This window comes from Saccharopolyspora hirsuta, assembly GCF_008630535.1.
Classification (GTDB): domain Bacteria; phylum Actinomycetota; class Actinomycetes; order Mycobacteriales; family Pseudonocardiaceae; genus Saccharopolyspora; species Saccharopolyspora hirsuta.
In genome coordinates, this window is record NZ_VWPH01000013.1 from 115,876 (window position 1) to 142,149 (window position 26,274).

Here is a 26,274-nt window from a genome sequence, read left to right on the forward strand (position 1 = left end):
GCCCTCAATTGAACGCGATCAGTAGCCGGCCGCTTCGCGCGGGTGTGTTCCTCGTCGCTCCGCGGCGATCCCGGCCAAACGGACATCGGATCCGATCCGGTGGGCGACCGCGTTGCGCCCCGCCTGCTTGGCGGCGTAGAGGAGGGCGTCGGCGCTGATCAACTGCTGCTCGGCGGAGATCGGCGCGGGTCCGGCGGCGGTGTGCTCGTGCGCGACGCCGACGCTGACCGTCACCCGCAGCCCCGGGGCCATCTGCGACCACGGGAACCGCTCCACCGACGAGCGGGCGGTCTCGCAGACCGCGACCGCTGCCGCCGGTTCGACGTCCGGCAGCACGAGCACGAACTCCTCTCCGCCGTAGCGCGCGCAGAACGCGCCGCTCGGCAGTGCCTTCTGCAGCAGGTCGACCACCCGTTGCAGCACCCGGTCGCCGATCAGGTGCCCGTAGGTGTCGTTGACCTGCTTGAACCAGTCCAGGTCGACCAGCGCGACGGCGAGCCCGGCGTCGGAGCCCGCGTGCTCGGTGAGCAGGTCGGCCAGCCGTTCGTCCAAGTAGCGCCGGTTGTAGCTCGCGGTGAGGCTGTCGCGCATGCTCTGCTCGCGGGCTTCGGCGTGCTCGCGGCGCAGCCGGTTGACCTCGTGGCGCAGCTGCTCCGGCACCCGCGGGACGTCCACGCTGGACCGCAGGTCCAGCGCCGAGCGCAGGTGGTGGTAGGCCTGGCGCCACTGGCCGCGCGAGGCCAGCAGGCTCGCGATCGATTCGTGCAGATCCGCCATCCCGGTCCCGTTGGCCAGGTCCTGGCGGGTGCGGCGGCCGGGAGGCAGCACCGGCGCTCCGTCCTCGCGAAGGGGTTCCGGCCCGGCGAAACCGTTGCGCAGTCCGGTCATCGCACTCACCTCCCGTCCGTGGTGTCGTCGGGTGTGACGGATCGCTTGAGCTGGTCTGACACGCCCCTCGCTCAATTCCCTCAACCGGCTGACCCCCAGGTCTGGTCCGAATTGCCGAGCGCCGGACGAATCCCCAACTGCCTAGGATGTGTACCGGGCCCGGGGTGGATGTGGAAGCGAAACGGATCGGACCCACCCGCACGGACGAGCAGGGCGACGCGCCCGTTCCACCACCGCATTGCAACTTCATCGGCACCGGCCAGCCGCCGCGTTACCGGAATTTGATCAGGCAATCATTCACCCGCTCGGACAAGGGGCGAATCCGTGCAGCCGCCCGTCCAGCACGACGAGGTGCTGCGAACCGATCTGGTGGCCGGTGACGGTGCCCGCCGTCCGCGTGGTCACCTCCACGCCGACCACCCAGACCTCGCCGCGCGGCGGCAGGCCGTCCGGTGCGTAGCCGGGATCGGGGCGCAGGGTGGACATGGCCGGGTCGAGCTCCACCGTGGTCCCGCCGAGGTCGCAGCTCCGGTCGGTGAAGTCCGGGTGCTGGGTGCGGCGGAAGAACTCCTGCTGGGCCTCCGGGCCGGACCGCGCGGCGGCGTTGTTGGCCGCGAAGTACTGCTGCGCCAACCGGAACGCGGGGGGCACCGCGGGCGACGGCGCGCAGGCCGCCGCGAAAGCCGCTGCCGCCGCGCCGATGAGGACACCTGATCGCGCAACGGTTTTCGACACCCGGGGCTTTCCTCTCGTGTGCAGCACCGGTGCCGGATCAGCCTCCGCTGTGGTCGATCTCCGCCGCGGTGGGCACGGTGACGTCGTCCGGGTCGTCGAGCCAGCCCTCCGGCAGCACGACCTTGCCCGCCGAGCCCTGGCGGCCGCGCGGCCCCTCGGCGTCGGTCGGGAACGGCACCTCCGGGTCGAGCTGGGCCAGCAGGTCCTCCAGCTGCGCCAGACTCGACACCATGCCGAACTGCTGCCGCAGCTCGGAGCCCACCGGGAAGCCGCGCAGGTACTGCGCCATGTGCTTGCGCAGGTCGCGCAGGCCCTTCTCCTCGCCCATGTGGTCGGCCAGCAGCTCGGCGTGCCGCTTGAGGACCGCGGCGACCTCGCCGAGCTTCGGCCCGGCCGGGATCGGCTCGCCGGCGAAGGCGGCCTGCAGGTCGCGGAACAGCCACGGCCGACCCAGGCAGCCGCGGCCGACCACGACGCCGTCGCAGCCGGTCTCGGCCATCATCCGCAGCGCGTCGTCGGCGCTGAAGATGTCGCCGTTGCCGAGCACCGGGATCGTCTTGACGTGCTCCTTGAGCCGCGCGATGGCCGACCAGTCCGCGGTCCCCGAGTAGCGCTGGGCGGCGGTGCGGCCGTGCAGCGCGACGGCCGCGGCGCCGTTCTCCTCGGCCAGCCGACCCGCGTCGAGGTAGGTGATGTGGTCGTCGTCGATGCCGATGCGGAACTTCACCGTCACCGGGATCCCGGCCGGTTCGGCGGCGCGCACCGCGGCCTGGACGATCTCGGCGAACAGCCGCCGCTTGTACGGCAGCGCGGAACCCCCGCCCTTGCGGGTCACCTTGGGCACGGGGCAGCCGAAGTTCATGTCGACGTGGTCGGCGAGGTCCTCGTCGACGATCATCTGCACGGCCTTGCCCATGGTCACCGGGTCGACCCCGTAGAGCTGCATGGAGCGCGGGTGCTCGTCGGGGTCGAAGGTGATCATCTCGAGCGTCTTGGGGTGCCGTTCGACCAGCGCCCGGCTCGTGATCATCTCGCACACGTACAGCCCGGCGCCGTACTCGCGGCACAGCCGCCGGAAGGCGACGTTGGTGATCCCGGCCATCGGCGCGAGCACGACCGGCGGATCGACCTCGTGCGGTCCGATCCTCAGTGCGGGCTTGCTCAACGTCGCGGTCACGACCTCCATTGTCGCTGGTGCGGCCCGTCACGTGCGCCGGGGGCGCGGGAAGTGCGGTCGTGCGCGGCGATGGTGGTAAGGACGACCACCGCCGCTCACGACGGGATGCGGCGGTACTGCTGGGTGTCGTCGCGGTCCCGGAGGACCACTCCGAGGGCTTGGAGCTGGTCGGCGAGGTCTGCTGCCGCTCCGTGCTGCTTGTCGGCGAGGGCTCGGGACCGGGCTCGGAGCAGGCCGTTGGTCTTCTCGTCCAGGTCCGGGTGGCCGTCCAGCCACTTCCGGAACTCGGACTCGTGGGGGTCGGCTTCGCCCGCCCACGGGTAGCCGAAGCGCTCGAAGGCCGCGCGGATCTCGTCCTTCGACAGGTCCGAGGACTTGTGGCGGGCCAGCTGCCGGGTGGTGGCGTCCAGGAAGACCAGGTCCTTGCGGTCCTGGAAGACCGCGTCGATCTGGTCGCGGCGGAGATATCGCTCCGCGCTGTCCTGCTTGAGGCGGACTCCTGCCGGGTCGACGGTCAGCTCCAGGCTCTCCTTCTTCGCCTCGGCCGCCAGCCAGGCGCCCGCGAGCAGGCCGACGACGGCCAGCACCGGCACCGCCCAGGCCGTCGGCAGGGTGGCGGCCAGGCGCAGCGGGCCGGGGGCGTCGCCGATCAGGTCGATGATCCAGTTCACCAGGGGTTTGACCAGGAAGCCCAGGCCGAGGCCGAGGGCGCCGCCGCCGATGCCCAGCGCCCAGAGCACGGCGTCCGGCATGCGGAGGGTGGTGGACGGGTCGGTGGTGGTCATGCGGTGTCTCCATGGTGCGGTCGGGAGAGGAAGCGGGTGATCATCCGGCGCAGCATCGGGCGCGGGTCGTGGTCGGGGTCGGCGTTGAGGAACGCGCCGTCGATGACGACCTGGATCCACTGGGCGGTCTCGCGCGGGTCCAGGTCCGGGTCGATCGCGCCGGTGCGGATGCCGCGCTCGACCAGCGCCGCGAAGCCCTCGTGCAGGACCGCCGTGGTCTCGGCGATGACCTGCTCCAGCTGCGGGTCCTTGCCGACCTGCCGGACCACCTCGACCAGGATCCCGGGGGCCAGCGGGTCCATCGCGTCCGCGGCCAGCGCGTCCACCATCGCCAGGATCGACGCCACCGGGTCGTCGCCCGCGGCGTGCCGCTCCACGAGTTCGCGGGAGGCGGGCAGGTCCTGCTCGAAGATCGCGCGGAACAGGGCCCGCTTGTCGGTGAAGTAGTAGAAGACGCTCCCCGAGCTCAGCCCGGCGGCCTTCGCGATCTCCGCGGCCGAGGTGCTCTCGAACCCGCGCTCGGCGAACAGCGCCGCTGCCGCCTGCATGATCGCCTCGCGCCGCGCGGCAGCGCGCTCGTGGTCGACGGTCCGTGCCATGCGCCCAGGCTAGCAGATTAACTGATTGGTCAGTTAAAGAATCGGCGCCGAAGGGAGGGCGCCCGCCGCGCGAGCGCCCCCGATCGGGTCAGAACTCGGCGTTGAGGCAGGCCAGGCGGCCTCCGGCGGTGCCAGCCTTGCCGGGTTCGGTGTGCGTGTGGGTCTCGTGGATCACGAAGGACTTCGCGTCCTGGCGGGTGTCGAACGACCAGGCGCCCTCGGTGGTGGCGCTGGCGTTGCCCTGCGCGTCGGTGTGGAAGTCCAGCCACACCTCGTTCTGCGGGTTCGCGTAGGCCGGGTCGACCGACGGCTTGACCGGGTCCGCCTTCTCCTGGAAGTGCGGGCCGGCGTCCTCGCCGGTGGCGCCGCAGGGCTTGGTGTGCACGTGCGCGCCGTACTCGCGGTTCGGCACCAGGCCGTGGACGTTGACGGTGATCTTGGTCCGGCCGTTGGTGCGCTGCGAGGTCAGGTCGACCTTGGCGCCGGTCGGGACCAGGGCCGGGTTGTAGGTGACCGCCTTGGCGCCCGGCTCGAAGGCCCCGTACGTCGCCGATGCCTGCTTGGTCGAGGCGGTCTGCTCGTGGCTCGGCGGGTGTTCCTGGGTGGGCTGGTTCCCGGTGGGCGGAGGCGTGGGGCCGCCGCCGCACCCGGCGAGCAGGGCCGCCGCCGCGCACGCGCCGACGATCGAACTGAGCAGTCGGGTCCGCTGCTGGAGCATGGGTATCCGTCCTTGTTCATCACCGGATGTAGCGGCGTCGATTCTGCCCGTGATGTCTATTTCGCGGCCACGGGCAGAGGCGGGTGGCGTCCGAGTCGCCCCGGTCGAGCGTAGGGCGGCGCGGCCCGGACGTCCTGTCATGTGAAACGGGGGCGAACGTGAAATCGGCTCGCGGATAGGTTTGGCCGCATGGCGTTGGCGCGGGGTTCGGACCGGACGTGGTTGGTGGCGCTGGCCACCGCGATGTGGGGCACGGACGCCCTGTGGCGGCAGCCGCTCGCGACGTCGCTGCCCTCGGCCAGCGTGGTGTTCTGGGAGCACGTGATCATCGTGCTGCTGCTGGCGCCGCTGCTGCCGCGGGCGTGGCGCGCGCTGGCGGCGTGCGGGTGGCGCGAGCGCATCGCGATGATCACCGTCGGCGTCGGCTCGTCGGCGCTGGCGACCGCGCTGTTCACGACCGCGTTCAAGGTCGGCGACCCGGTGACGCCGCTCGTCCTGCAGAAGCTGCAGCCGATCTTCGCGGCGGTGGCGTCCTACGCGCTGCTGCGCGAGCGGTTGAGCGCGCGGTACTTCGCCTTCGCGGTCCCGGCGCTGGTCGGGGCCTGGCTGCTGGCGTTCGAGGACCCGCTGCACATCGAGGTCTCGCAGGTGGTGCCCGCTCTGCTGGCCCTGGGCGCGGCGGCGCTGTGGGCGGCGGGGACCGTGCTGGGCCGGTTCGTGAGCAGCCGGATCCCCGCGCGGGACGTGACGGCGCTGCGGTTCTCCATCGGTTTGCCCGCGGCTGCGGTGGTCCTGCTGGCCAGCGGGTCGCCGGTGGCGGTCGGCTGGGACAACGCGTTCGGCCTGGTCCTGCTGGCGCTGATCCCCGGGCTGATCGCGCTCGGCCTGTACTACGTGGGGCTGAGCACCACCCCGGCGGCGCGCGCGACGCTGGCGGAGCTGTCGTTCCCGGCGACGGCGGCGATCGTCGGGGTGTTCGTGCTGGGCGCGGAGCTGAGCGCGACGCAGTGGATCGGGTTCGTGCTGGTGGTCGCGATGGTCGCGGGCCTCGGCTGGCACGAGCGGGTCAGCCGCGTGAAGGTCGTCGAAGCCCCGGAGGTCGTGCCCAGCCGGTGATCGGCACGTCCTTCTGCAGGTCAGAGACCGTGAGTGTTTTGGGGGGCTATAGGCCCCCAAAACACTCACGGGCCTTGGTCAGGAGGCCGGGCGCCAGCGGCGCTTCCGGCCTCGGGGGATGACGACCGCGAGTGCGGCGGCGGTGCCGATCACGAGTGCGGCGGCGATTGCCACGACCGCGGCGGTGATGGTCGGGGTGGGGTCGGTCGGGGGCGGCATGTGCACCGCTGCCGGGTTGGCTGGCGGTTTTCCTCCTGCGGCGGGGAGTTCAGCGGTCACCGCGGCAGCCGGGTCGACGATTCCGCTGCCCAGCAGCGGATTCGGGGCGCCGCCCGGCGGCGGGTAGGCCGTGTCGCGCAGGCGGCGGGCGAGCTCCGCGCCGGTCAGGTGCGGTCGGTAGGAGAGCACCAGGGCCGCGGTGCCGGAGACCTGCGCGGCGGCCACCGCGTCCCCGCCCGAGATGAACAGGCCGCCGCCGCGAGGCCCGATCCCCGTCATGGCCGCGCCGGGGGCCGCCACGTCCACCTTGATCTGCGGCTGCGCGGTCCGGACGGGAGCCCCGTTCGGGCTGGTCGCGGCGACGGACAGGACTTCCGGGTAGGCGGCCGGGAACGCGGGGACGACGTCGTCGCGCTCCCCGGCCGACGCCGGGGCCACCACCACGGCACCGGCGGCTGCGGCATCCCGCACGGCTGCGGCCAGCGACTCGCTGGGTCCGGTGGCGGCAGCGGCCACCGAGATGACGCGCGCACCACCGGCGACCGCACTGCGAATGCCGTTGGCCAGACCGTCGGCGGTGGCGTTGCCCCGGTCGTCCGTGGCGCGAACGGCCAGGATCCGAGCGCCCGGCGCAACCCCGGCGAAACCGCCGCCCGGATGCGGAGCAGCGGCGATGATGCCCGCGACGAAGGTCCCGTAACCGACGCAGTCCGGACCGGCCCCGCTCACCCGCCCGGCCAGCGCCGGTGACGTCGCGTCCACCCCGGAGCCGACGACGGCGACCGTCACCCCGGAGCCGTTCCCGTGCTCCCACGCCCGTTCCGGCTGGAGCTGAGCCTGCGCCCACGGCTTCTCCGTGGTGTCCACAGTGGATCCAGTGCGGCACTCCTGGTAGGACGAGAGGGTCGGGGAGATCGCCGGGAGTTCCGGCGCGGCGATCGCGGCCGGGGCCGAAAGCACCGACGCGGCAACGAGAACGGTCAACGACCGGACACCACTTCGCACCCCTCGAAGCTAAGCCGCACCGACCCGTGGCCGACACGTCCCGAAAAGGGGTCCTCCGGAACCTCGCGCCTTCCGGCCTCGTGCCCAGAGGTGATTTCAATGGAAATCGGACATCTGATTTCCATTGAAATCGCGTCACCCCCCGGGCGTCACCCCGGGTCAGATCGGTAGGTCCTCTGGTGATTCCGCGCTCCTCCGGGCTCGTGTCCAGGGGTGATTTCCATTGAAATCGGAGATCCGATTTCCATTGAAATCGCGTCACCCCCCGGGCGTCACCCCGGGCGTCACCCCGGGTCAGATCGGCAGGTCCTCCGGGTGGATGTTGCGGAGGTCGGAGAGGGTTGGGTCGGGTAGGGCGCTCAGGCGGCCCGCCTGGCGGGTCATGGTGGACTCCAGGAGCTGGCGGGCGTAGCGGGCGTTGCCGAAGTTGCGGTCGCGGGGCATCTCCTCGAAGTGGCGGCGCAGCGCCGCCAGGACGTCCTCGCCGCACTCGTAGCCGTTGCTGCGCGCGGTGCGGTCGAAGATCTCCGCCAGCTCCGCCGGGGTGTAGTCGGCGAACTCGACGTGGCGGGAGAAGCGCGAGCCCAGGCCCGGGTTGGTGGCCAGGAAGTCCTGCATCTCCGCCGAGTAGCCCGCCACGATCACCACCACCTCGTCGCGGTGGTCCTCCATCAGCTTGACCAGGGTGTCCACCGCTTCCCGGCCGAAGTCGTTGCCACCGGCCGAGGTCAGCGCGTACGCCTCGTCGATGAACAGCACGCCGCCGCGGGCCCGCTCGAAGGCGTCGCGGGTGAGCTGCGCGGTGTGCCCGATGTACTTGCCGACCAGGTCGGCGCGGCTGACCTCGACGAGCTGGCCGGTCGGCAAGACGTCGAGGTCGGCGAGCACCTCGCCGTAGAGGCGGGCCACCGTCGTCTTGCCGGTGCCGGGCGGACCGGCGAACACCAGGTGGTGGCTGATCTTCGGGGTCGGCAGCCCGGCCGCCGCGCGCCGCCGGTTCGCGGCCAGCAGGTTCACCAGGTCCTCGACCGCCGACTTCACCGAGCCGATGCCGATCATCTCCCGCAGCCGGGTCAGCGCCGACGGCTTCTCCGGCTCGGCGGCCTCGGGTTCCGCGCCGACGTCGGCGGGCAGCATGCGGGACAGCTCGGCCTCGTCGGCGTCGGGCTGCCCGGCGAGCCGGACCGCCTGCCGGTCGATCATCTCCTCGAACAGCTTGCGGGCCGCGCGGCCGTTGCCGAAGTCCGCGCCGCGGTGCAGCCGCCCGAAGTACCGCTCCAGCGCCTCGCGGGTGCCGTCGCCGAGCTCGTAGCTGTGCGCCTGGCACAGCCGCTCGACGATGGTGACCAGCTCGGGCACCGAGTAGTTCTCGAACTCGACGGTGCGGTTGAAGCGGGACGCCAGGCCGGGGTTGGAGGCCAGGAAGCCGTCCATCTGCTCGGAGTACCCGGCGGCGATGACCACCACGTCGTCGCGGTGGTCCTCCATCAGCTTGACCAGGGTGTCGACCGCTTCGCGGCCGAAGTCGGGCCCGCCGCCCTCCTGCGCGTTCAGCGTGTACGCCTCGTCGATGAACAGCACGCCGCCGAGGGCCTTGGTGAACGCCTCGGTGGTCTTGATCGCGGTGCCGCCGACGATCTGCGCGACCAGGTCGGCGCGGGCCACCTCCACCAGGTGCCCGCTGCGCAGCGCGCCGAGCGAGGCGAGGATCTCGCCGTAGAGGCGGGCCACGGTGGTCTTGCCGGTGCCGGGCGGCCCGGCGAAGATCAGGTGGCGGCTCATCGGCAGCGCGGGCAGCCCGGCCGCTTCCCGCCGCTTGGCCATCTCGGTCAGGTTCACCAGGGTCGTGACCTGCTGCTTCACCCCGTCCAGCCCGACCAGCGCGGCGAGTTCGGCCAGCGGTCCGGCCTCCGCGTCGGTGGTCCCGGCGTTGTCCCGGCTGTCCAGGTTCTCGATCTCCAGCCGGGAGCTGTCCGGCGAGTGCACGCCGACGCCGCCGTTGCCGGTGGCGGTGCAGTTGGTCACCGCGACGGGTTCGGCGGTCTCCACCCGGACGCCGTCGCGGGTGTTGTCGGTCAGCTCGCAGTCCTCGAGGGTGGCGCGGCCGCCGTCGTGCACCAGCACGCCGTGGCCGTCGTTCTTGCTGATCTTGCCGCGCAGCAGGGTGAGCTCGGCGTGGTCGGCGACGGTGATGCCGTCGCCGGTGCAGTCGCGCACCTCGCACTCCCGCAGCAGCCCGGTGCCGCCCCGCTCGACGGCCACCCCGGTCGCCGCCCGGATCACCGCGCGGTCCACCGTCGGGTCGGCGTCCTCGCCGATGCGCAGGCCGGTGCGGGCGACGTCGCCGATCTCGACGTCCTCCAGGCGCCCGTGCCCGCCGCCGAACACCGCGATGCCGTCGCCGCGCGCGTCCTGCACGGTGACCCGGCGCAGCATCGGGTTCGCCCCGGCGCGCACGGTGATCCCGGTGCCCTCGACGTCCTGGACCTCCAGCTGCTCGAACTCCGCGACCGATTCGTCGGTGAGCACCACGCCGTCCTCCGCGCAGTCGCGGACCGAGGTGTCGCGGAACACCGGCCCGGCCAGCTCGCCGACCTCGATGGCGGCCTTGCGGGTGCCGACGATCCGCAGCTCCTCGTAGCTGCCCTTGGCCTTGTCGGTGATCAGCAGGCCGTTGGCCTTGGTGCGGCCGACGCGGCACCCGGTCACCACCGGTTCGCTGCCGCCCAGCACGACCAGGCCGTGCTCGCGGGTGCCGGTGAACGAGCAGTCCCGCAGCGTCGGGCGGCCCTGGCTGTTCACGTAGGCACCGATCGCCACGTCCTTGACGGAGGTGCCGCGGATGGTGGTGCTGCTGCTGGCCTCCAGGGCGATCGCGGGCTTGTCGGTGCGGGAGATCTGGCAGTCCTCGACGGTGCCGCGGGATTCGGCGTTCGCGCAGACCCCGTTGCCCCGGCTGTCGCGCAGCACGCAGCGGCGGATGGTGGGCGCGGCCCGGTCGCTGATCACGATCGCCGAGCTGCCCAGGTGCTCGACCACGCAGTCCTCGACGACGCTGCCCGCCTCGGAGGTGTCGACGATCCCGGCCCCGGAGGCGTTGGTGACCCGGCAGTCCCGCATCGCCAGCGAACCGGATTCGCGCGCCAGCACGGCGGTCCAGGCCGAACCGGTCACCTCGCAGTCGTCCATCGCCGCCTGCCCGCGCGGGACGTCCACAGTGGGCAGTTCCGGGTCGCGGCCGCGCAGCACCAGCCCGCTGAGCTGCACGGCCTCGGACACCACGCGCACCGCGCTGCCGCGCACCGGGGACAGCTCCACGGTCCGCGACCCCTCGGCGGCGATGATGGTGACCACCTTGGTGATGACCAGGTTCTCCTGGTAGCGGCCGGGGTGCACCGAGATGACCGACCCGGGGCGGGCCTGCTCCAACGCCGCCGCGATGGTCCGGTGCCCGTCGGATCCCTCGGCTCGAACGGAAAGCACAGGCCGCGCCACTAGAAACTCCTCCAGCAACCGCGCGGACCCGGGCCCGGATCCGCTTGAGTTGAAACGGTGTTCCCAGCCTGCCCGCCGCAGCTCAGCGGCGTTAGTCCCAACAACGTCGCCCGCCGACCCCTATTCATGGGACTCCCCGCGCGCGGTTGCCGGGAGGTTAAATGGAGCGGACGAATCGGAGGGGCAGCGCAGCCGCCGGGGAACGCACTAGGGGTGACCGAACGTGGCCAGGGTGAGCAGGGGGCTGGTCGCGGCGTGCGCGGTGTCGAGCGCGACCGGCTGGCTGCTGGGCCGCTGGTCGCGCCGCCAGTCGACCCCGGAACTGCGCTGGCTGCGCCAGGAGCTCACCGCGACCAGCAACGCGCTGATCGAGGCCGAGCAGGAGCGCGCCGACCTGCGCCGAGCGCAGCGAGAGCTGATCACCGCGATCTCCCACGAACTGCGCACCCCGCTGGCCAACATCCGCGCCGCCGCCGAAGCCCTGCAGGACGGAGTGGCGCAGGAGCCGGAGCGCTACCTGGACAGCCTGATCGGCGGCGCGCAGCGGCTGAACCGCGTCACCGGTGACCTGTTCGAGCTGGCCCGCCTCCAGGTCGACAGCCCCCAGCGCACCCCGGCGCGCCTGGCCGACCTGCTGGATTCCGCGCTCGCGGCGGCGCTCCCGGTCGCGCTGGAGCGCGGCGTGCGGCTGCACGGCGTCGGCCTGGACAGCGCGACGGACCCGGTGCTGGTGGACGTCGCGGTGACCACCCGAGCCCTGGCGAACCTGGTGATGCACGCGGTCCGCCACACGGTCCCCGGCGAGCCGGTGACGGTGACGGCGGTGGTCTCGGGCGAGGAGATCGAGGTGATCGTGGTCGACGGCTGCGGAGGAGTGGCGGACCCCGACCTGGCGGCGGAACCGCCCGACAGCGGTCTGGCGATCACCCGAGGCCTGATCAGAGCCCACGGCGGAGACGTCCGCATAGACCAGGTGACGGACGGCTGCCGCTTCACCACCCGCCTCCCCGCGGGTCGCTGTGACTCGTGAGTGCTTTTGGCTGCTCTAGCGCCCAAAAGCACTCACGAGGACGCGCCTACCGTTCGAATCGGTCGGCCTTCACGGCGGTGATGAACGCCGACCACTGCTTGCGGTCGGCGACGAAGTAACCGGCGGCCCGGTCCTTGGTGTCGCGGACCGCAGCACCGTCGGCTAACGCACCGACCTCGACGCATGCCGTGTTGTTGCTTGAACGGCTGGACTTGCGCCAGGTCAGCGGTGCCTTGGTGGCGCGACGGATTGCGTGAGGTGGCGAGCCGTGAGCACTTTGTGGCGTCATAGCACCACAAAGTACTCACGGGAGCCGCATCACCGTTCGAATCGGTCGGTCTTCACGGCGGTGATGAACGCCGACCACTGCTTGCGGTCGGCGACGAAGTAACCGGCGGCCCGGTCCTTGGTGTCGCGAACCGCAGCACCGTCGGCTAACGCACCGACCTCGACGCAACTGGTCTGCTGCCCCGATCGACTCGACTTCCGCCACCCGGTCGGCTCTGTCATGTGGTTGCCTCCAACTTGTCCGCGCATTCAGCAATGAGCCGCACCGAGTCGTGCGGGCTCATGGTCAACTCGCGCAGGCTAGTTACCGCTTCCAGGTATGCCCGCGCGATCCCCACGTTGTGCAGCGACACCGACGACCGGTAGTGCTCCAGGTGCACGATCGGTGTCGCCTTCGGAAACTCGAAAACGATGAAGGCGCCCATGTGGGCGGGATGCCATCGTTCCGCACCGGCTGGCAGGACTCGAACCTCGACGTTCGGCCACTCGGCCATCTTGACCAGGTGGCGCAGTTGTTCGGCCATCACCGCCGCGCCGCCGATCCGCTCGTTGAGCGCGGCCTCGGCGATGAAGGCCACGAACTCAGGAGCGTTCTTCGACGTCAAAATCTCGCGACGGCCCACACGCATGAGCACCATCGTCTCGACTTCGTCCGGTGGAAGCCCCTGCATGATCGCCCGCGCGTAGTCGGAGGTTTGCAGCAGGCCAGGGATTACGCCCGTGGCAACGTCGATGATTCGGGTTGCCGTGCGCTCGAACTCGATCAGCGTCGTCAGCTCTTTCCGAGCCCCGGTCTTGCTGGTGGAAAGCCAATCGGGACGGTCGTCGCGAGCCATTTCGGCGAGTCGTTCACGCTCTTCCTCCGACACGCCGTAGGTGGCCAGCATTGCGGCAACCTCTTCGGGTGAAGCTGCGCGCTCACCTGTCTCGATCCGAGCGTACTTCGAGTGGTGCCCGCCGAGCTTTTGCGCCACTGCACGCACGGTCAGCCCGGCCTGTTCGCGATATTCCCGCAGTTCAGCGCCCAAAGCGCGCAGTCGCGGTGATCCGCTGCTGGTGCTGGCCATGCGACGAGCATAACGACGGCTCATAACCCCTCACCCATTCGCATCATTGGACGTGTCGCGCGCGACAACTATGTTGTTTGCGACAAGACTAGGACTCGCGACAAGAGTCGTCGCGGTCTCCAAGAGTGACGGAGGGTATGACGTGTTGCTCCGTGTGACGAACTGGGGGTGCGAGTGATGTACCAGCCGTACCCCTTCCATTGGGTTCCTGCTGCTGGGCAGCGGCATGCGAGTACTGATCGGCGGCCTGAGGGGGCCTTGGCCTATCCGACGGGGACGTCCGTGGCGACGTTGTGCCGGGAGCAGGTCGTGGCCGACAACTCCGAGATCGGGTGGCTGTGGCCCACCTGCGACGGCTGCAACACCGAGGCGCACCGGATCGCCCGGGAACACCGCACCACCTCGACCGAACGGAGCATCTGAGATGGCCACCGCACTGCCCGGCATCATCATGATCACCGCAGGCATCGCGTTCTACGCGTTCGCGATCTACTGGAACGCCCACCGCCCCCAGCACTCCGGCGGCGGCGAAGGCGCCCTGACGGTCCACCAGCTCATCGCCCACGTCGAAGCCGAACGCCGCCAACGCCAGCGAACCGGCCGCCACCGCCTCCACGAACCACACCCCGAGCCCCACCCGGAACCACCACCACCGTCCACTCCGGACACCCCAAGCGCACCGCCACCGCTCGAACTCCAGCGCAGAGTCCTCGACGCGCTCCACCACCTGTAGGGAAAGGCGATTTCTCTCGAAATCGCCCCACAAGCCAGGACCCGGCCGCACCGTGCCCCCGACCCCGCGGCCCGGGCCCTGCGGGCCGGTCGGCGCCGCGCCCCTCCCCAACGCGCCGACCGGCCACCCCACCCCGTTCAGCCTCCGCGCGATGAACGGCCTTGAGCAGGCGGAACCCCGGGTACCACCGCTGTTCCCCAGGTGGGGAACCTCGCGGCGCCGGGCTAGACCGCCGGGCCGAAGCGGTAGCCGACGCCCCAGATCGTGTGCAGGATCGTCGGGTTGGCCGGGTCCGTCTCGATCTTCTCGCGGAGGCGGCGGACGTAGACGCTGATCATCGAGGAGTCGCCGACCTTCCACTGCCAGACGCGCTGCATCAGCTCGTCCTTGCGGAAGGTCTCGCCGGGGTGGTCGAAGAAGAAGTCCAGGAGGTCGCGCTCGCGGCCGGTGAAGCGCAGCGGTTTCCCGGCTTTCGTGACCTGGCGGGTGGTCAGGTCCAGGACCAGGTCCTCGACCTGGCGGGTCTGCGGCGCCTGCTGCGGCTGGGCCGGTTGGCCCGCGGTGCGGCGGAGCAGGGCTTGGGCGCGGAGCACGAGTTCGCGCGGGCTGAACGGCTTGGTGACGTAGTCGTCCGCGCCGAGCTCCAGGCCGTGGATGCGGTCGTCCTGCTCGCCCAGGGCCGTGACCAGGATGATCGGCACCGAGCTCTGCTCGCGGAGCTTGCGGCACACGTGGGTGCCGTCCAGCCGGGGCAGCATCCGGTCCAGGATCACCAGGTCCGGGTTGAACGCCTGGAAGCCGTCCAGCGCCATCACGCCGTCGGCGGCCACCGCCACCAGCATCCCGGCGTGGTTGAGGTAGCTGGCGATGACCTCGGCCATCATCGGATCGTCCTCGACCACCAGCACCCGGTGCCTGCGCACCGCCCCGGACGCCCCGATGTCCACCGCACGCCTCCGCTCGAACCCGACCGCACCAGAGCCTAACGGGTGCTCGGCCCGGGCCGTCGGCACCCGAGCCGGGCGCGATCTCGCGGGGGCGGACCCCCGCGAGATCGGGTCACTCCGGTTTGACCAGCGGCGTCTGCAGCAGGACCGTCTTGCGGCGGGTGATGTACTGCGCCCGTCCTGTCGGGAGCTTCTTCGGCCGGACGTCGTGGAACACCGTGCCCTCCGACGGCGGGCAGGACAGCAGCACCGCCGGGGTGTTGACCTCCTGCATCCGGCGCAGCAGCGGGTCGAACGCCGCGCGGGACAGGCCGTTGGCGCTGCGGGAGACGATCACGTGCAGGCCGATCTCGTGGCCCTGCGCGAGGCATTCCAGCAGCGGGACGAACGGGTTGTCGCTGGAGTCGGTGCTGACCATGTCGTAGTCGTCGACCACGAGGAACAGCTCCGGGCCGGTCCACCAGTCGCGCTGGCCCAGCCGGGCCGGGCTGATCTCCGGGCCGGGCACGCGCTCCCGCATCGCCCGCGACGAACCCGCGACCGCGTCGCGCACGATGTCCTTGGAGACCGCGTAGCCGAGCCGGTACTCCTCCGGCACCGCGTCGAACAGCTCGCGGCGGAAGTCCACGAAGGTGATCCGCGCCTGCTCGGGCGTGTACTGGCGGGTGATCGCGCGGGCGATGTGCTGCAGCAGGTTCGTCTTGCCGGTCGCGTCATCGCCGGCGATGAGCAGGTGCGGGTGCTCGGTGAAGTCGTGCCACAGCGGTTCGACGTCCTCGCCGGACAGGCCCAGCGGCACCCGCAGCTGGCCGGTGGGGGCCGGGAGCTCGTCGGCGGCGAGCACGGTCGGCAGCATCTTCACCGGCGGGGCGGTCGGGCCGTGCCAGGCCGAGGCGATGGTGGCGATCAGCTCCTGGGTGCCCTCGGCGGTGCTGCCCTGGCCGTCCAGCCGCGGCAGCCCGGCCAGGAAGTGCGCCTGGTCCTCGGCCAGGCCGCGGCCCGGGATCTTCGGCACCGAAGCGGCCGCGCGCATGTTCACGGTGGACTCCACCGGGTCGCCCAGGCGCAGCTCGAACCGGGTGCCGAGCTGGTCGCGCACGCCGCTGGAGACCTCGCCCGCGCGCCCGGAGGCGATCATCAGGTGGACGCCGTAGTTCAGGCCGCGGGTGGCCAGCAGGGTGAACTGCGGGACCAGGTCCAGGAAGTCCTGGCGGATGGTGGTCCAGCCGTCCACCACCAGGAACACGTCGCCGTGCGGGTCGTCGGCGAACTCGCCCGCCGCGCGGCGGCGCCGGTAGGTGGCCATCGAGTCCACGCCCAGCTCGGCGAACCGCTGCTCGCGCTCCTCCAGCAGCGCGTTGACCTGGTTGATGGTGCGCATCATCCGCTCGGCGTCGAGGCGGCCGGTGACGCCGCCGACGTGCGGCAGCCCGGCCAGCGACGAGAGCAGCCCGCCGCCGAAGTCCAGGCCGTAGAACTGCACCTCGCGCGGGGTGTGGGTGAGCGCGAGGCCGGTGATCAGGGTGGCCAGCAGGGTGCTCTTGCCGCTCTGCGGACCGCCCGCGACGAGCACGTTGCCGCCCGCGCCGGACAGGTCGGCGACCAGCGGTTCGTGCCGCTGCTCGAAGGGCCGGTCGATCACCCCGACCTGCACCCGGAGCTCGCCCCGGTCGGCCACCGCGCTCAGCCCGCGCGCCTGGTCGATCTCCAGCGGCGGCAGCATCTGCTCCAGCGTCGGCGGGACCTCCAGCGGCGGCAGCCACACCTGGTGCGCGGGCGGTCCGGAGTCGCGCAGGCGCCCGACCGCGACCTCCAGCAGCGACTCGCCGGTTTCCTCCTGCGCCGCAACGGGTTCCTCCGCCACCGGCAGTTCGCGGCGCGGGACGTAGGAGGTGGTGTAGGGGACGATCTGGCGGGCCACCACGGACTGCCGCCGCTCGCGGCGCGCGTGCCGGTAGGTGCCGGACACGTACGCGGCCTTGAACCGGGTCAGGGTGTCCACATCGGTCTTGAGGTAACCGGCGCCGGGCTGCGACGGCAGCTGGTGGGCGTCCGGCACGCCGAGCACGCCGCGGCTCTCCATCGCGGAGAAGGTCCGCAGGCCGATCCGGTAGGACAGGTGCGATTCGAGCTGGTGCATGCGGCCCTCGTCCAGCCGCTGGGAGGCCAGCAGCAGGTGCACCGAGAGGCTCCGGCCGAGCCGCCCGATCATGACGAACAGGTCCATGAAGTCGCGGTGCGCGGCCAGCAGTTCGCTGAACTCGTCGACCACCACGAACAGGGTCGGCAGCGGGTCCAGGTCGGCGCCCTCGGCGCGGGCCTTCTCGTACTCGGTGACGGAGCTGAAGTTCCCGGCCTTGCGCAGCAGCTCCTGGCGGCGGACCAGCTCGCCGTGCAGGGCGTCCTTCATCCGCTCGACCAGCGACGCCTCGTCGGCCAGGTTGGTGATGACCGCCGAGGTGTGCGGCAGCTCGTCCAGGCCGAGGAACGTCGCGCCGCCCTTGAAGTCGACCAGCACGAAGTTCAGCGTCTCCGAGGAGTGCGTCAGCGCCAGCGCGAGCACCAGGGTGCGCAGCAGCTCGGACTTGCCGGAGCCGGTGGCGCCGATGAGCATGCCGTGCGGCCCCTGCCCGCCCTGCGCGGACTCCTTGATGTCCAGCTCGATGGGCGTGCCGTCGCCGGTGACGCCGATCGGCACCCGCAGCCGGGAGCTGCCCGCGGCCCGCAGCGCCTGCAGCTTGGCCACGTCGAAGCTGTGCAGGTCGGTGATGTTGAGCAGGGTGGTCAGCTCGAAGTCGGTGGCCAGCGGCTCGGTGGTGTCGGTGGAGATGGCCAGCCGGTAGGGGGCGAGCAGCCGGGCCAGCGACTCGGCGCGGACCGGGCTGAGCGAGTCCGGTCGGCCGACCGGGGAGGTGGTCTCCTTGCCCGCCCGCCCGATCCGCACCAGCTCCGCGCGGTCGGGGGTGACGCGCATGAGCAGCGTGCGGGGGTCGGTCTGCCAGTCCAGCGAGTCGCCGAGGTCGATCACCGTGGCGTTGCGGTAGCCGTTGGTGGCCATCCGGCTGCCGGGCGCGGGCTGCGCGCCGTCGAGCACCACCACGACGTACGGCTCGTCGCGGGTGGGCATCGCGTCGCGGTCGAAGAAGGGGCGTCCGGCCAGCTCCTCGCCGAGCAGCCCTTCCAGCTCACCGGGGGTTTCGGCGACCAGCCGGACCGGTCCGGCGCCGTCGGTCTCGGACGGGTGCAGGCAGTGCGGCAGCCACTTGGTCCACTGCCACCGGTCCAGCTCGCGGCCGAGGATCACGATGCGCAGGTCCTGCGGTGCGTGCAGCACCGCCAGCTGCGCGAGCATCGAGCGGACCATCGCGCGGGACGCTTCGAGGTCGCCGCGCAGCAGGATCCGCGCGTAGGCGCGCAGGTAGAGCGGGACCGGCTGGTCGGCGACCGTGGAGTAGGCGCGGATGAAGCGGCGCAGGGCGTGCGCGGACAGCGGTTCGAGGTCCTCGACCGGTTTGGTGTTGAGCTGCCCGATCCGGGTGCCGAGCTGCTGATCGCCGACGGCGATGCGGACCTCGCCGAAGTCCGCGTGCTCCGGGCGGACCTCCCACAACCGGGAGGTGCGCACCAGGGACCAGACCGCCGCCGGGTCGGGGTGCCGCCAGGTCTGCGCCTTGCGCTGCGCCACCACCGTCTTGCGCACCTGGCGGCGGACCTGCGCGAGGTAGCGCAGGTAGTCGCGGCGGGCGCCGGTCATCTGGCGCTTGCGCTCGGCGGCGGCGCGCAGGAAGTTCGCGGCGAGCATGCCGAGCGCGGCGAGCACCATCATGCCCATCGCGAAGTACATGATCGTGCCGCCGCCGCCCATGCCGGGGCGGAGGAAGATCATCACCATCGCCAGCGAGCTGAGCGCCATCGGCAGGTAGGTGATCATCCCGGACAGCCCGCTCTGCACCTCGGGCAGCTCCGGGGGCTCCTGGAGGGTCAGCTCGCCGGACGGCATCGGCGGCCCCGGTTGCCGTTCAGGACGGCGGAACAGCGTGACGCTCACGCGGATTCCCTTCCCGCTCGGGAAATTCACGACCAGCGCAGAATTCCACTGAGGACCGGTGATTTTCAGGTCACGTAAATCGGCGACAGCGCGATTACCGGAATCCGCCCTAGGGTTCTCACCAGGACGGCGGGCGAGAACCCGCCCCCTCGGTCTCGAGAGCGAACTGTCCCCCGACGATCGAGACCGCATTTCCAGCGTCGGGCACCGAATCACGGGTCCGGTGCCCGACGCTCCTTCACCGAATCCTCGCGGGAAAAGGAGCGTGAACGGGCGTGAGCACCAGCGCAGTCGCGGGTCTGTGCCGCCTGTCCATCCGGGCGCCGGACCGGAACTTCGACCTCGCGGTGCCGACCGACGTGCCGCTGATCGACCTGATGCCCACGATCGTCAGCTACGCGGGGAGCCAGGTCGAGGAGGCCGGTCTCGAGCACGGCGGCTGGGTGCTGCAGGACGTGGGCGGCGAGCCGCTCGACGAGGAGGAGACGCCGGAGGCGCTCGGCCTGCACGACGGGCAGACGCTCTACCTGCGCTCGCGGCAGGAAGCCATGCCCGCGGTGCACTTCGACGACCTGGTGGACGGCGTCGCGAAGGGCATGCAGGAGCGCCCGGGGGCCTGGAAGCCCGCGGCCACCAAGCGGCTCCTGCACGCGTCGGTGCTGGTCGCGGCCGGGATCATCTGGCTGGGGCTGCTCTTCCCGGGCTCGGGTTCCGGCGAATGGCTGGTCCGCTCGCTCGCCGCGGGTGTCGTGGCGTTGCTGCTGCTGGCGGCGTCGGGCTCGGCGTCGCGCGCGGTCGGGGACGCCTTCGCCGGAACCGTCTTCGGGCTCGCCGCGGTGCCCTTCTTCGCGCTGGCCGGGTTCCTCGCGCCCGGGCCGGGGGCGACCGGGATGGCGGTCCTGCTCGCCGCCTCGGCGACCGCGGCCGGTGGTGCGGTGCTGGCCCTGGCGGCGTCCGGGACGCACCCGCACGCCTTCCTCGGGGTGCTGGTGGTGTGCGTCTTCGGCGTGCTGACCGCGCTGTTGACGCTGCTCACGAGCACGCTGGCGGAGGCGGTGTCGGCCACGGCGGTGATCGCGGTGCTGTTCGGCGCGTTCGTGCCCGGCCTGTCGTTCCGGGTGGCGGGGTTGAAGATGCCGCCGCTGCCGACGAACTCCGAGCAGCTGCAGGAGGGCATCGACCCGCACCCGAGCCGGAACGTGCTGGACCGCACCGTGATCGCGGACAAGTACATGACGTCGCTGTTCCTGGCGGTCGGTGCGGTGTGCGCGGTGGCGGTCGCCGGGCTGCTCACCGAACCGGACTGGGCGACCTACGCGATGGCCGGGGTGCTGAGCGCGATCATGCTGCTGCACGGGCGCGACGTGGGCGGCATCTGGCACCGGCTCTCGGTGGTGCTCCCCGGCGTGCTCGGTTGCACGATGCTGCTGCTGGCGCTGTCCGCGCAGGACCTGTTCGGGCGTCTGCTGCTGTTCGTCGGCGTGGCCCTGGTCGGCACGGCGCTGATGGTGGCGGGCTGGACGGTCCCGGGCAACCGGCTGGTCCCGTACTGGGGACGCGCCGCCGACATCCTGCACGTCGTGCTCGCGGTGAGCCTCATCCCGCTGATGCTGACGGTGCTGGGCGTCTTCGGCTGGATCCGGGCCTTCAACGGCTGACCGGCTGGTCAGGGCTCGTGAGCGCTTTCCGGTGCTATAGCCCCACAACGTGCTCACGGGCGATCAGCTGCCGAAACAACGAGACTTTCGTAAGGGCGTGGGAGTGTGCAGTCGCGGCGGGACCAGGTTCAGGCGCACGTGTTCGTCATGGGGCGGCTCAGCGCCGGGATGCTGCGGGCCGATCCGGACATCTCCGACACGCCGCAGCGGCGGACCTCGCGCGGCGTCGTCATCGGGGTGATCATCTCGATCCTGATCGGGCTCGGGACCTTCCTGTTCGGGTTGATCAAGCCAGGTGGGGCGACGGCGTGGCAGGTGCCGGGCGCAGTGGTCGTGGAGAAGGAGTCCGGGGCGCGCTGGTTGTACCTCAACGGCGAGCTGCACCCGGTGCTCAACCAGGCGTCCGCGCGGCTGGTCGCGGGCGCGGACATGACGGTGCACACGGTGTCGGCGAACTCGCTGGTGGGCACGCCGCGCGGCGCGACCATCGGGATCCCCGGGGCACCGGACGGGCTGCCGTCACCGGGTGCGCTGAGCAGCGATCCGTGGCTGTCCTGCGCCGCCCCGGTCGGCGGCGGGCGGGACTTCACCGCGCTGATCGGCGAAGCCGACGGCACCGGGCTGACCGAGGACGAGGGTGCGCTGGTCGCCGGCCCGGACGGCGCGGTGTTCCTGGTGTGGTTCGGGCACAAGCTGCGGATGGACGTCCAATCCGCCGGGCCCGCCGCGCTCGGCTACAGCACCGCCGACCCGATCAAGGTGCCCGCCGGATTCCTCAACGCGCTGCCCACCGGCCCGGACCTGGTCGCCCCCGAGGTGCCCGGCCGGGGCACCCCAGGGCCGCAGCTGGCCGGTGCGCCGAGCGTGGTCGGACAGCTGTTCCGCGACGCCGCGGGCAAGCCGTACCTGCTGGCCGAGTCCGGCCTGGTGCCGCTCACCGACACCCTGTACAAGCTGATCAGCGGCGACCCGCGGACCCAGGCCACCGCCTACGGCGGGCAGCCGGTGGAACCGCGCCGGATCGGCGCGGGGGACCTCACCGCGCACTCCGCCCCGCCGGAGGCGAAGGACCAGCTGACCCGCGGCGGCGCGTTCCCGGAGACCCCACCGCAGCTGGTCGCGGACGACGACGAGCAAGCGCTGTGCGTGTCCACCACACCAGAACCGGTGACGACCACGGTGTCCATGGTGGACCGGAGCATTGTGGACGCCGCGCGGCCGGTGCTGCCGCAACCGGGGGTCGCGCTGTCCTGCTCGCGGCCGGACCGGGTCGGCGTGGAACCGGGAACCGGCGCGCTGGTCGCGGTGAAGCCCAGCGGCGACACCCCGTCGCCAACGCTGTACCTGGTCGCGGACAACGGCGTGAAGTACCCGGTGCCGTCCGCGGAGGTGGCCGCCGCCCTCGGCTACGCGACACCCCCGGTGCAGCTGCCCGCACTGCTGGTGGACCAGCTCGCCACCGGCCCGGCGCTGGACCCGGCAGCGGCCGGACGCCCGGTCACCGAGCTCCCACCGGTGACCCCGCCGCAGTGCTGAAACCCATTGCCGCGTCCCTGTTCTGGGATGTGGCCCCGCACCCGCCGCGGTCCTAGTTTCTGCGGTGGGCGCCAAGCAGATCGAGGAGGACGGATGGTAGCGACCAATCACATCGAAGCGAATTCGGCGGCGATCAAGAGGGGAATCAGCGACCTCGAAGGTCACGTCGAAGCGATGACGTCGAACGAGGCGAAGATCCGGGACCTCGCCGGTGTCCTGGGCCCGGTGTACGTCTCGGAAGCCGGGCGCCGCGTCGTTCAGCTGATCAACGACTGGCTGGAGATCTACGACAAGAAGGTCAAGACCGAGTTCCTCGCCGTGATGGACGCGCTGGGCAAGGCGGACCAGTCGTTCCTCCGGATCGACGACGACAACGTGCAGGCGGCCAACGCCTACCACAGCGCCTTCTACAACGAGCTCGCCAACCACGGCCCGCAGGCCAACTGACCACCGACTGAACGGAGGAACCACCCATGCCTGAGCGCCTCGAAGGGCTGCTGCAGACCCAGCCGGACGCGGTCGACGACGTCGCGATGCGCATCGTCGGCCTGGCCCAGAACATGCGCAAGCAGATGGATGAACTGGAGATCCGCCTCCGCAACCTGAGCAACAACGCGGGCGGTCAGTACGCGGAGTCCTGGGAGCAGACCCAGCGCCGCATCAACCGCTTGCAGGATTCGATGGACGCGAAGATGGGCGAGGCCGGTCAGCTGATCGGGCAGATGAGCGGCAACAACCGGCGCACCGACAACGAAACCGCGCTGGAGTTCAAGAAGTGAACGCCGTGCGTCGGGGCGAGTGGTGAGGCCGGTACCCGATGGGTCAGAGCAACGGTGAGATCAAGTACGACGAGGCCGAGAACACCCGGGTGCAGGGCCACGTGAACCGGGTCGCGTCCGAGCTGGCCAGCAACCAGCACCTGCAGGACCTGTCGCTGCACGGCAACCGGTTCCTCCCCGGGTCGGCCCAGGCCGCGGTGAACCTCAAGAACGCGGTGCAGAACCTCATGACGAAGGCGTTCGAGGAGGTCCGGAAGATCACCAGCACGACGCTGCCGGACATCGGCGACGGGCTGGACCGGACGAAGCAGAAGTTCCAGCAGAACGAGCAGAACAACAGCGATCAGGTCACGTCCCACCAGCAGAACCTGGACCAGCGCTGAACGACGGGTCGTCGCGGTCGGCGGCCGGAATCCTCGACCGCGGAAGGGGTTGAAGTCATGGCCGGTGCATGGGAGCAGGCGGTCAACAGCGTCGTGCCGCAGGATTCGCCGGTGCGCGACCGCGACGACCTGGCGGGGCCGGGCTCGCCGTCGTGGATCTCCGAGGTCGGCTACCAGATCGTGTACGACGGCTCGGCGTCCACGGCGAACTGGGACGTCTACCGGTCCGCGCAGATCCAGTCGACCAGCGACGTCCGGGTGAGCCATGCGCAGGAGTCGGGCGGCAAGTCACCCGACACGCACACGAACCTCGGCACGCTCTACATCTGGGCGAGGGTCAACTGGCCGCTGTTCGAGGGGGAGGCCACCACGTTCGGCCAGCTGACCCGGGTGGGCACCACCAGCCTGGACCCCCTGGTGCACCCGCCCCAGGCCAACTCGGTGACCAGCATCCCCAGCTTCCGGGAAACCGCGGACCTGCTGGCCAACGCGCGGAAGTTCCTCGAGGACAAGGCCGACGAGATGGCCAAGCTCGCCAACGAGGTGGGCAGCGGGGACAAGCTGGCCGGGGCCACCGCCCAGTCCCTGCAGCAAACCCTCCACGCCTTCGGCAGCAACCTGAACACGTTCGCCGGGGTGCTCGGTCGGGACACCGTGGTCAATCAGCTCCGAAAGGCCGGGGCGACCTTGGAAGCGCAGGTCAACGCGCTGCTGCAAGCCTTCCAGAACTGGCGGGGGTCGAAGCTGTGGAGCCCGGTGGCGGCGGTGAAGGAGGCGTTCGACAAGTACTCGCTGGAGAACCTCAAGGCCGATGGCGGGACGTTGACGAACATGGAGCACGCCGTGGGCAGCGTGCTGAACTCGGACTTCATCGTGAACCTCGACACCGAGGCGAAGAGCCTCTGGATGGACAACTACGCGGTCCTGCTCGACCCCGCCGCGCAGACCATGATCAACGCGGTCGAGAGGGACTACACCGCGGCCCTCCTCGCCACGCCGGGTGAGATCTCGTTCGGCGGCGGAAGCGGCGGGGCCAAGGACCCGCAGTCGCAGCTCGACGACTACCAACAGCAGGTGCAGGACCAGCAGGAGAAGTACCAGCAGCAGATGCAGGACCAGCTGGACCAGCAGCAGCAACAGCAGGAGGAGTACCAGCAGCAGCTGCAGGACCAGCAGCAACAGCAGCAGGAGGACCTCCAGTCCGAGCTGCCGGACCAGCAGTCGCAGGACCTCCAGCAGCAGGGCTCCGACCTGCCCGAGAACTCGGGTGGCTCCACCGAGCTGGACACCGGTGGTGACCCCGGCGGCGACGGCGAGGACTTCGACCTGCCCGACACCGACGTCTCCGACGAGACCGGGCAGAACCTGCCGACCGGTGGCAGCAGCACGAGCGAGGACGGCTTCGGCACCAACCAGGGCGGTGCGTTCACGCCCCCGCCAACGACTCTCGGCAGCTTCGGCTCCGCCCAGATCAACCCCAGCGCGCTGTCCAAGATGGACCCCGACGGCTTCGGCGGCAGCACCGTGGTCGGCCCGGACGGGACGATGGTGACCAAGCCGGACGGCACCCCGCTGAGCGTGCCGCCCGGCTCGAAGATCAACCCCGACGGCACCGTCACGAAGGCTGACGGTTCGCTGCTGCGGGATCCCAGCGGAAACCCGATCAAGGTCCCGCCGGGGTCGTCGATCCAGCCGAGCCTCCAGCCGGGCTCGGTGGTCAACCCGGACGGCACCGTCACCAACGCGGACGGCTCGCTGCTGCGCGATCCCCACGGCAACCCGGTCAGGGTTCCGCCGGGGTCGGTGCTCCACCCGAACTCGTCGGGCAGCACGCTCTACCCGTTCGGGAAGGCCAACCTGTCGCCGGACCTGCACACCTCCGGCAGCAAGTACGGGCTCGGCAGCGGGATCGGGTCCGACACCACCAAGCGGGCCGGCGGGTTCGGCTCCGCCGAGATCGGCGACCCGACGCGCCGGTCCACGGTGAACTCGTCCGCGCTGGACGAGGCCCTGCGCAAGCCCGTCACCCCCAGCACCGAGAGCGGACCGCGCGGCTTGGGCAGCAAGAGCGGCGCGAACGGCCAGACCCCGATGATGCCGCCGCCGATGGCCGGAGGCGGTGCCGGTGGCGACCAGAACCGGGAGCGGCAGCGCACCACCTGGCTGTCCGAGGAAGCCGACACCTGGAACACCGACGAGGGGTTCACCACCGCCATCGGTCGGTGAAGAGGAGGAGAAGCAGTGAACCGAGTGCCCTTCGACATGCAGGCGGAGCTGGACAAGGCGATGCGCGAGATCACCGCGCAGCAGCAGAAGATCAAGCAGCTGGAGGCGGACCTGCGGGCGCGATCGGTGACCGCCCGCTCCAAGGACCGGATGCTGTCCGCCACGGTGGACGCCTCCGGCGGTCTCACGAAGCTGGAGTTCCACGACGAGCGCTACCGCTCGATGGCCAAGGCCGAGCTCGCCGACGCGATCACCAAGGTCGTCGGCCAAGCGCGGGACGAGATGACCTCGCAGGTCAACGCTGCCGTGGAACCGCACGTCGGCGATGTGGCCGAGCTGCGCGACTCGCTGCACAACGGGTCGCACTGGGGAGATTTCCTGGCCCCGCTGTTCGCCATGCAGCGGGAGGCGTCGAACTTCCCGAGCGCAGGGCAGCGCGATGGCCGGTGAGATCAGCGTCCCGGAAGACCTCAAGCAGCGGTTCGCCCGGCTGAAGCTCGCCGAGGACGACATCCGGGAGGCGTTGTTCATCTGGCACGGGCTGGACGGTGCGCTCCGGGCGGCGGCCGGTAACGACCAGGAGACCTCGGCGGAGATCAAGAAGAAGGCCGACGTGGTGAACCCCGCCATCTCGGATCTGCTCGACGCGCTCGGCGCGGCCTTCGGCATCAACTCGGAGAAGGGGAAGTCCGCCCACGACAAGTTCACCGAAGCCGACAACTACAACGCCGACCTGGTGTCCCAGTGGGGCAACAGCTTGGAGGGCGGGGGCAGCGCCTCCGGCGGCGGCAAGCACTGACAGAGTCCGCAGTGGACGGACGCGCCGGGATTCGCCGGGAGGA

Annotated in this window: 25 protein-coding genes; 12 read left to right on the plus strand and 13 right to left on the minus strand. The window is 71.1% G+C overall.

The window, feature by feature from the left end:
- Positions 1-18 precede the first annotated feature (18 nt).
- From F1721_RS26115 to F1721_RS26140, 6 genes are all read right to left on the minus strand, one after another.
- A complete protein-coding gene (locus F1721_RS26115; protein ID WP_150069432.1) occupies positions 19-888 on the minus strand; it encodes a GGDEF domain-containing protein in 870 nt (289 codons plus the stop codon).
- A gap of 297 nt (positions 889-1,185) precedes the next feature.
- The gene (locus tag F1721_RS26120) at positions 1,186-1,623 is read right to left on the minus strand and encodes a hypothetical protein (RefSeq protein WP_246155314.1); all 438 of its coding nucleotides are present in this window, start codon (positions 1,621-1,623) and stop codon (positions 1,186-1,188) included.
- A 37-nt stretch (positions 1,624-1,660) separates the two neighbouring features.
- Positions 1,661-2,809 carry a tRNA dihydrouridine synthase DusB gene (gene dusB / locus F1721_RS26125; protein ID WP_211840632.1) on the minus strand — a complete coding sequence of 383 codons (1,149 nt, stop codon included), beginning with the start codon at positions 2,807-2,809 and terminating at the stop codon, positions 1,661-1,663.
- An 86-nt stretch (positions 2,810-2,895) separates the two neighbouring features.
- A complete protein-coding gene (locus tag F1721_RS26130; protein WP_150069435.1) occupies positions 2,896-3,585 on the minus strand; it encodes a YqeB family protein in 690 nt (229 codons plus the stop codon).
- Entirely contained in the window at positions 3,582-4,184 is a 603-nt protein-coding gene (locus tag F1721_RS26135) for a TetR/AcrR family transcriptional regulator (RefSeq protein ID WP_150069436.1), read from the minus strand. Before F1721_RS26135 ends, F1721_RS26130 begins: the two co-directional genes overlap by 4 nt.
- Before the next feature lie 88 nt (positions 4,185-4,272).
- The gene (locus tag F1721_RS26140) at positions 4,273-4,902 is read right to left on the minus strand and encodes a superoxide dismutase family protein (RefSeq protein ID WP_150069437.1); all 630 of its coding nucleotides are present in this window, start codon (positions 4,900-4,902) and stop codon (positions 4,273-4,275) included.
- Between the two features lie 189 nt (positions 4,903-5,091).
- On the opposite strand from F1721_RS26140, the gene F1721_RS26145 reads away from it, so the two are divergent.
- Entirely contained in the window at positions 5,092-6,018 is a 927-nt protein-coding gene (locus F1721_RS26145; protein ID WP_150069438.1) for a DMT family transporter, read from the plus strand.
- Between the two features lie 78 nt (positions 6,019-6,096).
- On the opposite strand, the gene F1721_RS26150 is transcribed toward F1721_RS26145, so the two are convergent.
- The gene (locus tag F1721_RS26150) at positions 6,097-7,221 is read right to left on the minus strand and encodes a S8 family serine peptidase (RefSeq protein WP_150069439.1); all 1,125 of its coding nucleotides are present in this window, start codon (positions 7,219-7,221) and stop codon (positions 6,097-6,099) included.
- A gap of 315 nt (positions 7,222-7,536) precedes the next feature.
- Positions 7,537-10,737, minus strand: a complete 3,201-nt coding sequence (locus tag F1721_RS26155; protein ID WP_150069440.1) for a right-handed parallel beta-helix repeat-containing protein — start codon at positions 10,735-10,737, stop codon at positions 7,537-7,539.
- A gap of 232 nt (positions 10,738-10,969) precedes the next feature.
- On the opposite strand from F1721_RS26155, the gene F1721_RS26160 reads away from it, so the two are divergent.
- Positions 10,970-11,767, plus strand: a complete 798-nt coding sequence (locus F1721_RS26160) for a sensor histidine kinase (protein ID WP_170301607.1) — start codon at positions 10,970-10,972, stop codon at positions 11,765-11,767.
- A gap of 46 nt (positions 11,768-11,813) precedes the next feature.
- Here F1721_RS26160 and F1721_RS26165 read toward each other — a convergent pair whose 3' ends face one another.
- From F1721_RS26165 to F1721_RS26175, 3 genes are read right to left on the minus strand one after another with little or no spacing between them, the layout of a single operon-like run.
- The gene (locus tag F1721_RS26165) at positions 11,814-12,056 is read right to left on the minus strand and encodes a DUF397 domain-containing protein (protein WP_150069442.1); all 243 of its coding nucleotides are present in this window, start codon (positions 12,054-12,056) and stop codon (positions 11,814-11,816) included.
- A gap of 29 nt (positions 12,057-12,085) precedes the next feature.
- On the minus strand, positions 12,086-12,277 hold the full coding sequence (locus F1721_RS26170; protein ID WP_150069443.1) for a DUF397 domain-containing protein: 192 nt from the start codon (positions 12,275-12,277) through the stop codon (positions 12,086-12,088).
- The gene (locus tag F1721_RS26175) at positions 12,274-13,122 is read right to left on the minus strand and encodes a helix-turn-helix domain-containing protein (RefSeq protein ID WP_150069444.1); all 849 of its coding nucleotides are present in this window, start codon (positions 13,120-13,122) and stop codon (positions 12,274-12,276) included. Before F1721_RS26175 ends, F1721_RS26170 begins: the two co-directional genes overlap by 4 nt.
- Positions 13,123-13,299: 177 nt before the next feature.
- Here F1721_RS26175 and F1721_RS26180 point away from each other — a divergent pair, with 177 nt between their 5' ends.
- Entirely contained in the window at positions 13,300-13,545 is a 246-nt protein-coding gene (locus tag F1721_RS26180; RefSeq protein WP_150069445.1) for an HC3 family zinc finger protein, read from the plus strand.
- Position 13,546: 1 nt separating this feature from the next.
- Positions 13,547-13,855, plus strand: coding sequence for a hypothetical protein (locus F1721_RS26185; protein ID WP_150069446.1), 309 nt, complete (start codon positions 13,547-13,549; stop codon positions 13,853-13,855).
- A gap of 224 nt (positions 13,856-14,079) precedes the next feature.
- Here the strand turns inward: F1721_RS26185 and F1721_RS26190 are convergent, their stop codons facing one another.
- Positions 14,080-14,802 (minus strand): response regulator transcription factor, encoded by a 723-nt coding sequence (locus F1721_RS26190; RefSeq protein WP_246155315.1) that lies wholly within the window; start codon positions 14,800-14,802, stop codon positions 14,080-14,082.
- 112 nt (positions 14,803-14,914) lie between these two features.
- Positions 14,915-18,850: a type VII secretion protein EccCa gene (gene eccCa / locus F1721_RS26195; protein WP_211840634.1), complete on the minus strand. Its 3,936-nt coding sequence runs from the start codon at positions 18,848-18,850 to the stop codon at positions 14,915-14,917.
- Between the two features lie 275 nt (positions 18,851-19,125).
- Between eccCa and eccD the strand changes: the two genes are divergently transcribed.
- From eccD to F1721_RS26235, 8 genes are all read left to right on the plus strand, one after another.
- On the plus strand, positions 19,126-20,508 hold the full coding sequence (gene eccD, locus F1721_RS26200) for a type VII secretion integral membrane protein EccD (protein ID WP_150069447.1): 1,383 nt from the start codon (positions 19,126-19,128) through the stop codon (positions 20,506-20,508).
- Positions 20,509-20,613: 105 nt separating this feature from the next.
- Positions 20,614-22,044, plus strand: coding sequence for a type VII secretion protein EccB (gene eccB, locus F1721_RS26205; RefSeq protein WP_281288820.1), 1,431 nt, complete (start codon positions 20,614-20,616; stop codon positions 22,042-22,044).
- A 93-nt stretch (positions 22,045-22,137) separates the two neighbouring features.
- On the plus strand, positions 22,138-22,491 hold the full coding sequence (locus F1721_RS26210) for a hypothetical protein (RefSeq protein WP_150069449.1): 354 nt from the start codon (positions 22,138-22,140) through the stop codon (positions 22,489-22,491).
- A gap of 26 nt (positions 22,492-22,517) precedes the next feature.
- Complete coding sequence (locus F1721_RS26215) at positions 22,518-22,823, plus strand: WXG100 family type VII secretion target (RefSeq protein ID WP_150069450.1); 306 nt, start codon at positions 22,518-22,520, stop codon at positions 22,821-22,823.
- A 38-nt stretch (positions 22,824-22,861) separates the two neighbouring features.
- Positions 22,862-23,206 (plus strand): hypothetical protein, encoded by a 345-nt coding sequence (locus F1721_RS26220; protein WP_150069451.1) that lies wholly within the window; start codon positions 22,862-22,864, stop codon positions 23,204-23,206.
- Positions 23,207-23,263: 57 nt separating this feature from the next.
- Positions 23,264-25,432: a hypothetical protein gene (locus tag F1721_RS26225; protein WP_150069452.1), complete on the plus strand. Its 2,169-nt coding sequence runs from the start codon at positions 23,264-23,266 to the stop codon at positions 25,430-25,432.
- A gap of 15 nt (positions 25,433-25,447) precedes the next feature.
- A complete protein-coding gene (locus F1721_RS26230) occupies positions 25,448-25,882 on the plus strand; it encodes a YbaB/EbfC family nucleoid-associated protein (protein WP_150069453.1) in 435 nt (144 codons plus the stop codon).
- The gene (locus F1721_RS26235) at positions 25,872-26,231 is read left to right on the plus strand and encodes a hypothetical protein (RefSeq protein WP_150069454.1); all 360 of its coding nucleotides are present in this window, start codon (positions 25,872-25,874) and stop codon (positions 26,229-26,231) included. The genes F1721_RS26230 and F1721_RS26235 overlap by 11 nt, the downstream gene beginning before the upstream one ends.
- Positions 26,232-26,274 lie beyond the last annotated feature (43 nt).